At 60.0% G+C, this 12,501-nt stretch carries 4 protein-coding genes and 1 pseudogene; 1 reads left to right on the top strand and 4 read right to left on the bottom strand.

Features of this window, described 5'->3' with window-relative positions:
* Nucleotides 1-235: 235 nt before the first annotated feature.
* From OZN62_RS13980 to OZN62_RS12455, 3 genes and pseudogenes are all read right to left on the bottom strand, one after another.
* Nucleotides 236-1,012: pseudogene (locus OZN62_RS13980) on the bottom strand (ABC transporter transmembrane domain-containing protein); the annotation flags it as partial.
* Between the two features lie 410 nt (nt 1,013-1,422).
* A complete protein-coding gene (locus OZN62_RS12460; protein ID WP_269100173.1) occupies nt 1,423-2,727 on the bottom strand; it encodes a TolC family protein in 1,305 nt (434 codons plus the stop codon).
* A gap of 307 nt (nt 2,728-3,034) precedes the next feature.
* Nucleotides 3,035-8,617 carry a cadherin-like domain-containing protein gene (locus OZN62_RS12455; protein ID WP_269100172.1) on the bottom strand — a complete coding sequence of 1,861 codons (5,583 nt, stop codon included), beginning with the start codon at nt 8,615-8,617 and terminating at the stop codon, nt 3,035-3,037.
* A 258-nt stretch (nt 8,618-8,875) separates the two neighbouring features.
* Between OZN62_RS12455 and grrM the strand changes: the two genes are divergently transcribed.
* Complete coding sequence (grrM, locus tag OZN62_RS12450; RefSeq protein WP_269100171.1) at nt 8,876-11,002, top strand: cyclophane-forming radical SAM/SPASM peptide maturase GrrM/OscB; 2,127 nt, start codon at nt 8,876-8,878, stop codon at nt 11,000-11,002.
* On the opposite strand, the gene OZN62_RS12445 is transcribed toward grrM, so the two are convergent.
* Nucleotides 10,999-12,501 (bottom strand): tryptophan halogenase family protein, encoded by a 1,503-nt coding sequence (locus tag OZN62_RS12445; RefSeq protein ID WP_269100170.1) that lies wholly within the window; start codon nt 12,499-12,501, stop codon nt 10,999-11,001. The genes grrM and OZN62_RS12445 overlap by 4 nt on opposite strands.

Genomic DNA, 12,501 nt, shown 5'->3' with positions numbered 1-12,501 from the left:
CGAGGTTTTCGATCTGCACCGCCGGCCGTTGCGAACCGGGATAGACAAACGTCGCATCCTTCACGAGGTAGCTCCCGGAGAGCTTCTCGGGACGCAAGGCGCCTGCACCGCTGGCTGGATCGAGCGGTAGCGCCATAATCGCATCCAGCGCCTTGAGCGAGCTGCGGGCATAGCCCCACTGCACGATCAGGTTGGGCAATTGTGCCACGAGGGGGCCGTTGATGCGTCCGGCGATGATCGAACATGCCAGCAAGGCGCCGGTGGTGATCTCTCCATTCGCCGCGAGATAGGCGCCCCAGCCCATGATCCCGACGTAGGCAGCCTGCTGCAACGAAGAGAACAGCGAGCCCGCCACGGCAGAAGCTTTCTTGACCGGCATCTCGTAGTGGTGAATCTCGCGCACCACCCGGTTCCAGCGCCCCATCATGAACCAGCCGCCACGATTGGCCTTCACCGTCTCAGTGGCATCCAGCGATTCCACCAGCATGCCGTTCTTGCGGTTCCCGCTGACCTGCGCCCGGTCGGCACCGCTGCGGATGATGCGGGACAGGACCAAGGCGAGGATGATCGCAACCGGCAGGCTGACCGCTGGTACCAGCGCCAGCTTGCCACCGATCATGGCGATAACCGCAATGAAGAACAGCGCGAAGGGCAAGTCTGCAATGAGAAACAGCGAGCTTGACGACAACACCTGCCGCACCTGCTCCTGACCACGCAATTGCGCTGCCATGGTGCCGATGCCCGGCGGTCGAGCATCCAGCCGGATGGCTTGCGCGCGCGCGAAGAAGAATTCGCTAACTTCTGCATCCACGTCCTGCGCTTCGCGTTCGATCAGCAGAGCCCGCAAGCTGCGCAGGACAAGGTCAAGCGTCAGCGCGAACAGCACACCGGCGGTCAGGACGAACAGCGTCTCGAAGCTCGCCAACGGTATCACCCGATCGTACAACTGCATCGAGTAGAGCGCCGTTGCCAAGGTCAGCATATTAGCGAAGATTGTGGCCAGTCCGGCCATGATCAGAGGCTGCTTGCGGCGCTTGATGGCACGCCAGAACACCGAAATGGCCCGGTCGCCATCGCCAGACAGCGGATCGGGCAGTGGCATGGCATAGAATGACTGCGCCTCGTCGTAAGGCAGGCTCGCACGTTCGCCCACAAGGGCCATGGTGTCGCTGCCATCCCACTGCTGGACAACCGCCCAGCCGAAGTGGGGATCGTGTACGATCAGCGGGAATTGATCGGGGCGCGGCCTGCCCTTAATCTGCCGCGCGGGCTCCCAACCGAGCACGTCGAGCAATGCGGCGAGGGCACCTTCTCCTTCGGGCAGGTAGACATACTGCAGCTCGAGGTTCCAATGCGGGGAAATCGACTTCCCAGTAGCACGGGCGTAGTTCTTGACTGCCTCTTCTACTGTGTTTGTGTCCATCACTGAGTCCTTTCGGCAGGAGTGATATTGCCTTCAGGGTCCCAGCGGCAGGTCAAACTCAGGATTCGTGCCGCGCCGGCCACGGCGTTGACCCTTGCCTCGCTTTCGGAAAGCCTGGCGTTGGTGGCCTCCCGCGTCGCATTCATCACGTCCAGCCAGCTGCGCCGACCAGCAATGAACTGACGTCGATAGCTGGCAATGATCTCAGCCGCTGCGTCAGCTGCGAAAACGGCAGATTCGATCCTGGCCCTGGCGGCACGCACCAGCACGTAATCGCGCCGCAACTGTTCTCGCAGCATTCGCTCCTCGTTCCCGAATTCCGCGAAGGCACGCTGTATCCGTGCATCGGCACTGTCTATGGCGGCCAGCTGCGACAAGCCATTGCCGAACTGCGACCGCAACACGATTGCCGCTCGCGCCCCGGTTATCTCGTTCTGCGACAATTGCAGCAGCACCTGCGGCCACAGCTGGGCCTCGGCGATATCGCGATCGGCCTCGGCAACGGCAACCAGTTGCGACAATGCCGCCAGGCTTGGGCTGCAACCTAACGCCTCGGCCAGGGCAAGATTCTCCGGCGGAAGGATGTCTACCGTGCTCACCGGCGGCATGACCGGCTCGACCTCGAGGCCGCCGGTCAATTCGGACAAGCGGACCAGCGCGGAATCGCGCGCCTCGCCAGCCAGTGCGAGATCGAGCTCCACTTGCGCGGTCCGGGATTGGCCCAGCGTGAGGTCCGCTCGCGGCGAGACTTCTTGGGCGACGCGGCGACCGATTGCATCAAGCAACTCTCGGTGCTCGGCCAAGCTTGCTTCGAGCACCGACTGTCGCTGGTCGGCCAGTACGAAGTCATAGTATGCCTGCACCACCTGCAGCACGATATCGGTCTGTGCCTCGCCGACTCTCTGCTGCCCGGCGCGCAGCGAGGCCCGGGCCCGATCCACCTGGCCGTCGATCCGGCCGCCGCTCCATAAGGGCTGCTCGATTGCGGCATTGAGCGTCAGACCGTCCTGGTCGGCGAAGGATGAGCCTCTAGTAGCGGCAAGCGCTTCAACCGACAGACTGGGATAATAGAGCCAACGCGCACCCCGCAGGTCTGAACCCAGTGCGGTAGCCTCGGCTTCAGCCACATCAACGAATGGATGTGTGGCAACGGCGCTGTTGGCCGCGAGGTTCAACGGCTGAGGGATGGCCAGAGGCGCGGGCTCGACAGTTGCGACTTCGACCGCCGGCGGTCCGTATGAATCCACCTCGGCGTCCTGACCCTCATTAGCGTAGGAACTGCCGGCGGCTGCCAGCGTCCCCACGAAGCAAGCGACCCTGGTGAAAAAGCCAAGTGGCCTTCGATGTGTCGGTAGAGATGCCGGAAACTCCCGCGCTTGGAGATGTCCGGCGTGCTCCATGTACATTCCCTGTCCCCGTGTCTTTAGGCCAAGCCGTGTTTCGACATTCTTGGCGGCAACATGTGCGACTTTTCGGCCCACAACAAGGCCGCAAATGAACCGCCCGGAGTTGCTCTTGAGGGTAGGAATGTTGCCCTCGAGAAAATCAACGTGAGCAGGAAAGAACGGGCGGCACTCGCCCTGAGCGCCGCCTGTCTCTTCCAGTCTTCGGCTAACCGAAGGACAAGTCCTGAAGGGCGATGTTGTTCTCGAGATCCACGGTTACTGACAAAGCCGCACCTTGGTCCGGCAAGATTGCCGAAGACGGGTTCATATCGTCACCGATGACCTCCGTCGCATTGTCGATTTCGACCAGTGGCTCGGAGACGCCTAGCAGGACGACCCCATGGCCATCCCCCAGTTTGATGATCAGATCGTCTACTCCGTCACCATCGAAGTCCCGGACCCTTTGGCCCACGATGCTCACATCGTCGAGGAAGACGATAACATCCCCCTCCCCGAAATCGGTGATGATATCCCTGCCATTAGCCGGGCCGAAGGCGAAGACGTCATTGCCTGCTCCACCGGTCAGGATATCGTTGCCAGCGCCACCTTCGAGATAGTCGTTGCCATCGCCTCCATCGAGGACATCGGAGCCCTCGCCGCCGAACAGCTCATCTCGGCCCGCGCCGCCAAACAGACTGTCATCACCAATCTCACCGAACAGGTCATCGGCACCTTCGTGTCCGAATATCTGATCGGGTCCAGTGCCACCAAAGATGGTATCCTCGGACCCTGTCAGGTCTTGGTCGCCATTGAGGTCTTCAATCGCCTTGGTGTTAGTATCGACGATTGTGCGTTCATCGTCCGCAAGGACAACGTCGACAGTCAGTGTCCGGGTATCGGTCCCGCCTTCACCATCGCTGATAGTGAAGTCGAACTCGTCGGTCAGGCCCGTGACTCCGCTCAGTTCGTCCAGTGCATCGGCATCGGCCGAATAGGTGTAACTACCATCCGCCTGGACGACCAGCGTGCCCCATTGCCCCTGAATTGCCGTGCCTGCCGCGACACTGGCGGCCCCGGCAGCGATTGTCGTTACCGTCAGCTCATCGCTACTGTCAGGATCGCTCGCTCCGTCGAGCAGGTTGCCCGATGTACTGAGATCCTCGACAGCGGTGTCGCTCTGATCGACAGCGGTTGGCGCATCGTTGCGGCCTTCCACCACGAAGCTCGCACTGGTCGGGGTCACCCCGCCGTTGCCGTCCACCACGTTGTAGCTGACCGTCACCGTCTCGCTCTCGCCGACCGCCAGGTCGTTGAACTGCGACGGGTCGAGGCTGAACGCCCCGGTCTCGGCATCGTGCGTGAACACCACCGTCCGGCCCGCGTTCGACGAGCTGGCAGTGACGCTCGCCACGTCCAGGTCATCCGAGGTATCGGCATCGCTGGCATTGGCCAGCAGGTCGAGACTGTAGGTCCCCGCGTCCTCGTTGGTGGTCGCACCGGAGATCGCCGCGCTCACCGCAGGCGCATCGTTGCGGCCTTCCACCACGAAGCTCGCACTGGTCGGGGTCACCCCGCCGTTGCCGTCCACCACGTTGTAGCTGACCGTCACCGTCTCGCTCTCGCCGACCGCCAGGTCGTTGAACTGCGACGGATCGAGGCTGAACGACCCGGTCTCGGCATCGTGCGTGAACACCACCGTCCGGCCCGCGTTCGACGAGCTGGCAGTGACGCTCGCCACGTCCAGGTCATCCGAGGTATCGGCATCGCTGGCATTGGCCAGCAGGTCGAGGCTGTAGGTCCCCGCGTCCTCGTTGGTGGTCGCACCGGAGATCGCCGCGCTCACCGCAGGCGCATCGTTGCGGCCTTCCACCACGAAGCTCGCACTGGTCGGGGTCACCCCGCCGTTGCCGTCCACCACGTTGTAGCTGACCGTCACCGTCTCGCTCTCGCCGACCGCCAGGTCGTTGAACTGCGACGGGTCGAGGCTGAACGACCCGGTCTCGGCATCGTGCGTGAACACCACCGTCCGGCCCGCGTTCGACGAGCTGGCAGTGACGCTCGCCACGTCCAGGTCATCCGAGGTATCGGCATCGCTGGCATTGGCCAGCAGGTCGAGGCTGTAGGTCCCCGCGTCCTCGTTGGTGGTCGCACCGGAGATCGCCGCGCTCACCGCAGGCGCATCGTTGCGGCCTTCCACCACGAAGCTCGCACTGGTCGGGGTCACCCCGCCGTTGCCGTCCACCACGTTGTAGCTGACCGTCACCGTCTCGCTCTCGCCGACCGCCAGGTCGTTGAACTGCGACGGATCGAGGCTGAACGACCCGGTCTCGGCATCGTGCGTGAACACCACCGTCCGGCCCGCGTTCGACGAGCTGGCAGTGACGCTCGCCACGTCCAGGTCATCCGAGGTATCGGCATCGCTGGCATTGGCCAGCAGGTCGAGGCTGTAGGTCCCCGCGTCCTCGTTGGTGGTCGCACCGGAGATCGCCGCGCTCACCGCAGGCGCATCGTTGCGGCCTTCCACCACGAAGCTCGCACTGGTCGGGGTCACCCCGCCGTTGCCGTCCACCACGTTGTAGCTGACCGTCACCGTCTCGCTCTCGCCGACCGCCAGGTCGTTGAACTGCGACGGGTCGAGGCTGAACGACCCGGTCTCGGCATCGTGCGTGAACACCACCGTCCGGCCCGCGTTCGACGAGCTGGCAGTGACGCTCGCCACGTCCAGGTCATCCGAGGTATCGGCATCGCTGGCATTGGCCAGCAGGTCGAGACTGTAGGTCCCCGCGTCCTCGTTGGTGGTCGCACCGGAGATCGCCGCGCTCACCGCAGGCGCATCGTTGCGGCCTTCCACCACGAAGCTCGCACTGGTCGGGGTCACCCCGCCGTTGCCGTCCACCACGTTGTAGCTGACCGTCACCGTCTCGCTCTCGCCGACCGCCAGGTCGTTGAACTGCGACGGATCGAGGCTGAACGACCCGGTCTCGGCGTCGTGCGTGAACACCACCGTCCGGCCCGCGTTCGACGAACTGGCAGTGACGCTCGCCACGTCCAGGTCATCCGAGGTATCGGCATCGCTGGCATTGGCCAGCAGGTCGAGACTGTAGGTCCCCGCGTCCTCGTTGGTGGTCGCACCGGAGATCGCCGCGCTCACCGCAGGCGCATCGTTGCGGCCTTCCACCACGAAGCTCGCACTGGTCGGGGTCACCCCGCCGTTGCCGTCCACCACGTTGTAGCTGACCGTCACCGTCTCGCTCTCGCCGACCGCCAGGTCGTTGAACTGCGACGGATCGAGGCTGAACGCCCCGGTCTCGGCGTCGTGCGTGAACACCACCGTCCGGCCCGCGTTCGACGAGCTGGCAGTGACACTCGCCACGTCCAGGTCATCGCCCTCGACGTCGCTGGCATTGGCCAGCAGGTCGAGACTGTAGGTCCCCGCATCCTCGTTGGTGGTCGCGCCGGAGATCGCCGCGCTCACAGCGGGCGCGTCGTTCACCGGATCGATTGTCAGGGTGAATGTGTCGCTGACATCGAATTGACCATCGCTGGCAGTCACTTCGATATCGATGCTGCCATTGAAATCCTGGGGCGGCGTACCGGAGAACGTCGTCCCGTCAAAGCTCAGCCAGGCCGGAAGCGGATCGCCGTTTGCCAGCGTTGCAGTCAGCGTCAACGGATCGCTGTCCGGGTCGCTGAACGTATCGGCCGGAACCGTGAAGCTCCATGCATTGTCTTCATCGACGTTCTGATCGAGGATCAGGTTGTCGAGTTCCGGCGCAAAGTTGGGCGGCGCGTTGATCGTGAACGCGTAGGTGATCGCATCCGAGGATTGATCGTCGTTCACGCTTTCGGTGGCCGTCGCCGTCGATGTGAGATCGAAAGTGCCGAAGTAGCCGTCGGCGACCGTCATCACGAGGCCATCAAGGTCAGATGGATCCGTAATGTCGATAACCCAGGTATCGTTCGGACCAGCTGCCCCGAGGTTGAAGGTGGTGCCTGCCGGGAAACCCGACAAGACAACCTGCACCGTCTCCGATCCGTCGAGGTCTTCCCAGTGGAGATCCAGCACCACGGGCACCGGATCACCATAGTCGGCGGTCAAGCCCGAAAGCTGAGTGAAGTCGAATACCCCGGTTTCGTGCAGACCGCTGGCCTGGTTGAAGAAGACAATCCCTACCGAACCGTCAGCAAGGCTCGTCGCTGCAACATTGAGATCGATGACGTAAGCATCATCCTTAACCAGGAAATCGCTACCAATGGCAGTACCGTCGGCCTCGAAAAGCCGCCCACGAATACTGTTCGTACCATCAGAAATGTCGTATTCTCGATAGATTACCGTGAAGGTCCCGTCCGGGTTGGCAACCACAGTCGAGAAATATTCCTCGTTGGCAGTCGCCGCTACGACCAATTCGTCGCTAACAGGCGTTCCATCAGGTGCGAAGACGCGGGCCGTAATGTCATTAAGAGTGACCCCGCCATTGCCGTAATCATTCCACGAGATGACAAAATTGCCATTCTCGAGCACCGTGATCGAAGGATGGATCTGGTTGTTCGCCGTCGTCTGGTTGACGAGGAATTCATCCCCTGCCGGCGCTCCATCAGCGTCATAGATCCTGGCCACGACACCGTAGTTGCTGGGATCGTTGGCACCAGAAACATCACCCCAGGTAACGACAAAGCCTCCACCCTCCAGGGCGGCGACCTTCGGGAAATACTGCGTGCTGGCGGTGGCCTGGTTTATCTGGAACTCGCCACCGTCCGTGGTGCCATCGGCATTGAAGCGCTGGCCATAGACACCCCAACCGGATCCGTCCTGTCCATTCGACATCCAGACCACCAGGACATCGCCACCCTCCAGCTCAACGACCTGTGGATACATTTGGTCAGCGCTCTCGTAGGTGTTGGCCTGCACCACCCCACCCACAGAATTGCCATCCGCATCGAAGCGCTGCACTTCGATTGAATAACCTGAAGTATCGCCGCCAAATTCCGTCCATGCGACGACGTAACCGCCATCACTGGTGGCCGTGATTGAAGACCAATGGCTATTGCTCCCGCCGGATGGCGAAACCATGACCGACGAACCAACAGGTTGACCGTCCGCATCGAAGCGGTCGACGAATATTTCCCAGACGCCTGTGGCGGGGTCTGGGGCCGAGCGGGCAACGAGGTAACCACCATCAGCCAGCGCCGTAATATGCGGCTTGTTATGGACCTGACCCAGCGCCGCACCCGAATCCGGGTCCTGCTCCACCAGCACTTCTTCGAAGAAGATTTCCGATGCGCTGGCTTCGCTCACGAAAGTGTGAGTGTAGGTACGGACCTGCCCATCGTCGTCGGTTAACTGATACCGCAAGACCTTGGTCGAAGGCCCGGACAGATCCTCGTTCTGGTATCGCACCGAATCGACGAGATCCGCCAGCTGCTGGAAATAGCTCTGCTGAGCAGAACCGGTAATCAGAGGCGTGATCACCAGCGGCGCGCCATCGGCACCGCCGCTCACGGTCGCAATCGCCGTGGTGCCGCTGTAGATAGTGTTACCGGAAATGGTCAGCGAGGTATCACTGAGGTCGAGAAACAGCTCGTCGGTTGCAGTCGCGGAATCGATCGAGAAACGCAGCTCGGTGAAGTGATCGACATCAAAACCTTGCTGGAAATAATAGGAACCAGCGTCTGACGTGGGATCGTAGACTTCCCCGTCATCGTTGTACCGAGTGGGCTCGAAGACGGGGTTGATGTAAGCATTTGTAAAATTGTACCAATTATTCCAATTGTAGAAATTGGACCAATTGTCGAAACCCCAATGCGACATTGCTTACCTCGCCAAGTCAAAACAACCCTAGGAAGCCAGAACTAGGTGGCCTCAAGAGCTCCAAGTTGTTCGCGATTCCCCGCTGCATGAGAGGTTGAATCCCCTCTGTTGTTATGTCTATGCATACCCGCAGAAGTAAACGTGTCAACGTGAGCAACTATCTTATTGGGAACGTTCAACATGGGTGTGTCAAATGGGGACTTGGCCCAGTGGTATCGCGGTCAGCTTCCCCCGGGAGCACGCACGCCGCTGCAACTTTTGATCATCCAGAGCACGACGTTCTGCAACCTTGATTGCAGTTATTGTTATCTGCCGCTGCGCGACAAGAAGAACCGCTTCGACCTCGACCTAATTCCCGTCACCGTCGACAAGCTCGTGGCGGCGGGTCTCATCGATCAGGAACTAACCGTCGCCTGGCATGCCGGTGAGCCGCTGGTCATGCCGGTAGATTACTATCGCGAGGCCGTTCGCCGCTTCGCAGAGAGCGTGCCCGATCATGTGACCGTCACCCATAATTTCCAGACTAATGGGATGCTCATCTCCGAAGAGTATGTTGAGTTCTTCAAGGAAATAGAAGCGCGAATTGGCGTCAGTATCGATGGGCCGAAGGATATCCACGATGCGCGGCGGACCACTCGCGATGGTCGCGGGACCTACGATCGCGTCATGGCTGGGTTCGAGAAACTGCGCGCGGGTGGACTTCAGCCTGCGACGATCGCCGTCCTGACCGAACACTCACTAGGACAGGCCGAGCGGATCTACGATTTCTTCAAGCAGCTTGGCGTCGCTGAAGCCGGGTTCAACATCGAGGAAATCGAAGGGGAGAACGAGAGCTCTTCGCTTGCTGGACCCGAGATGGAAAAAAAGGTTCGCGAATTCTATCGCACCATGCACCGATTGGTCATGGCCGATCCAGAACCGCTACGGGTGCGTGAGATTGTCCACGGCAGAGGAGTAGCCCTCGCCAGCCTCACGGATGGGAAAAGCGGCAACAGCGAAACCAATCCCTTGTCGATCATCTCCATCGGACACGATGGCCGCGTATCGACATTTTCGCCCGAGCTACTGCAGGTCCCCGGCGACAGCGATGCCTATACCTATGGCGACATCAGGACGATCGATTTTACCCAGCTCTGGCGCAACAACCGCTTCATCGATGTATATTCGCAGATCGAGGCTGGCATCGCGAAATGCGCCAAGGAATGTCGGTATTTCAATTCTTGCGGGGGCGGAGTTCCAGCAAACAAGCTGGCCGAGAACGGGTCATTCAATTCCGGCGAAACGATGCACTGCAGGCTAACCAGGCAAGCGCTGGTCGATACCATGGAAGATGACCTGATCGACCGGCTCCTGGCCCGCAAGGCAGAACGACTGGCACCGCCCTCAACCGGCGATGAGAGTGCTCAGCCGGCACAAAGGCCGCCGCGCGTCATCCAGGGCAAGAAACAAGACGAATCCGGCCATACCAAGAGCAACGGCAGCAGGAAGAAGCTCTCGCAGTTGATTGGCATTGGCTCTGCCAAGGCACGCCCCCAACAAGGCAGGCTCCAGAATGCAAGGCAAGAGATTTTCCCGCATCTGGGCGCAATCAACCTTTTTGCGCCTACAGACCGCATCACCCTCAGCCCGGGAACGCAGGCCGTCCTTGGAGATAGCGAGTATACCGATGGGGCGAGAATCCCCATCCAGGAGTGGCGTAGCCTCTCGGATGTTGAATATGCTGCACTGTCTTCAGGTTCGCGATCGCCAGCGCCTTTGAACTTTGTCGCCCTCGTTCAACTGCCGGAGGAGCTGCAGCAACAATTTGCGCTCCTAAACAGAGATCATTCCAATTCGTCGTCGGGAGACGCCGAGGACAAGGTAAAGCTCGATCAATTCGCCAAAGATCTGATCAAAGCCTTTGGGGGCGGCGATACCGACAAATCCAGAGTGCTTGGTATTGTCGCTCAACCTGGTCAAAAGATGACGTCGACGATCGAGCGCGAGAGCGGCAAGCTCTTGGGGCTGCATGTCGATAGCTGGGTCAGCGATAATGTTTCGGGTCGCTCACGTTCGCAAAACCGAATTGCCGTCAACCTGGGCGAGAAGCCTCGCCATCTCTTGATGCTGGATCTCGGAGTCGAGCAACTCGTGTCGTTGATGAAAGAGCACGAAAATGACGAGATCGAGCTGGAAAACCCCACAACCATCGCTCGCAGGTTCATGGAGCGGCACCCTTCATATCCCGTTCTTCGTCTCGAGATCAGACCTGGCGAAGCCTATATCGCTGCGACCGAGAACATCGTCCACGACGCAGCATCGATGGAAACCGACTTTGACGCAGCACTCCATATTCTTGGAGAATTCCCACGATCCAAGGCGTTGAAACAGGTCCTTTCCAATTAGCGGAACTTGGCGAGATACTCTTCGTGCATGGGCAGGGTCGCGAGAAGATTCAGCCTCTTGCTATCAAGTAGATGCTCTCGCCCCGACCGGCTGAGGGAACCATCAAGGCTCCGGATGTTCTTGGGTAGGCATTCCATTCCGTACAGCACATAGGCATAATTCAATGCTGAGAAGACATGATCCGTAGGAAGATCCTCGGTGATAGGGACCGCTGTTTGCCAGATTTCGAGGAGTTCCTGCAGCCGCTCTGGAATGTGCTTATCCTTGGTCACAGCACGCCAAAACTCTGAATCTGTCCTTGTGCTCAGGCAATAGTGCAAGACGATGAAGTCGCGGATCTCGTCAAACTGTTCAGCCATGTAGCGGTTGAACTGTCGCCGCGCGGCTTCATTGTCTCCTCTTGGATCGAAGACCCTGCAAAACATGCGGGCCGCATCTTCGATCAAGAAGATGCCCGTCGATTCAAGGGGTTCGACAAAACCCGCGGACAGCCCAATCGCCAGACAATTCTTTTCCCAGCAACGCGCCACGCGACCGGTGCGGAACGACAAGTGACGCGCCTCGGCATCCTCTGGGATACTGGCATGTTCGCGCAAACGGTGCTCAGCTTCGTGAGGATTCAATGTCTGCGAACAGTAGACATAACCCTGACCGACCCTTTGCTGCAGGCCGATCTGCCATGACCATCCATGCTCCAGAGCATGACTGGTGGTGTACGGGAGGATCGCCTCCCCCTCCCGATATGGACGCCGAAACGCAACTGCCCTGTCACAGAGCAGATGCTCCCCGTAGCTAACATACTCACCGCCACCAATTTGATTGTGCAGTACCGAAGCAAAGCCCGTACAATCGAAAAAGAAGTCGCCGGCTATCCGGGAACCATCTGTCAGCTCGACGCCGGAAAGATGCCCGTTGGTTCCTTCCAATAGCAGTCGGGAGACATCTCCGTGGATATGTTCAACGCCCCGATTTTCGGCTGTCCGCTGAAGCAGATCGGCCAACTTATCGGCGTCAACATGATAGGCGTAATTTAGCTCGCCCTGATAGTCTGGACACACCAGTGTTTTCGGCGATCGTTGAACTTCAGCCAGCAACGATTGAACACCGACCTCGTATGCAAATGGCCGCGCCTCACCAATCCTGTTTCGCGCCAACCATCGAGAGCTAGCTTCCGGGCCGTCTTCGCCGCGCAATGCCTCGAATGGATGAAAATAGTAGTGTCCCTTGCGGAGCCAATCATTGAACCGGATGGCATGTTTGAATGTGGCGCCGGTTTCGCGAAGGAATGTCTGCTCTTCGATCCCGATCGTCTCAAGCGTGCGTTTGAGTGTAGGAATCGTCGCTTCACCGACCCCGATCCGAGACTGACGCGAAGACTCGATCAATATGATTTCGACTTCATCTCCAGCCTGCGAGAATTCCCTCTCGACCAAGCAGGCCGTAATCCATCCTGCGCTGCCACCGCCGACAATGACAAAGCGATAGGGTTTGTCCGTCAT

Source organism: Aurantiacibacter sp. MUD11 (genome assembly GCF_026967575.1).
Taxonomy (GTDB): Bacteria; Pseudomonadota; Alphaproteobacteria; order Sphingomonadales; family Sphingomonadaceae; genus Alteraurantiacibacter.
Note: the sequence above shows the minus strand (reverse complement) of the source record. Positions and strands in the feature narration are given on the sequence as shown.

Excerpts from the sequence above, each read along its gene's own strand:
- OZN62_RS12445 (WP_269100170.1), bottom strand. The coding sequence starts at position 12,501 with ATGACGGACAAACCCTATCGCTTTGTCATTGTCGGCGGTGGCAGCGCA.
- OZN62_RS12455 (WP_269100172.1), bottom strand. The coding sequence starts at position 8,617 with ATGTCGCATTGGGGTTTCGACAATTGGTCCAATTTCTACAATTGGAAT.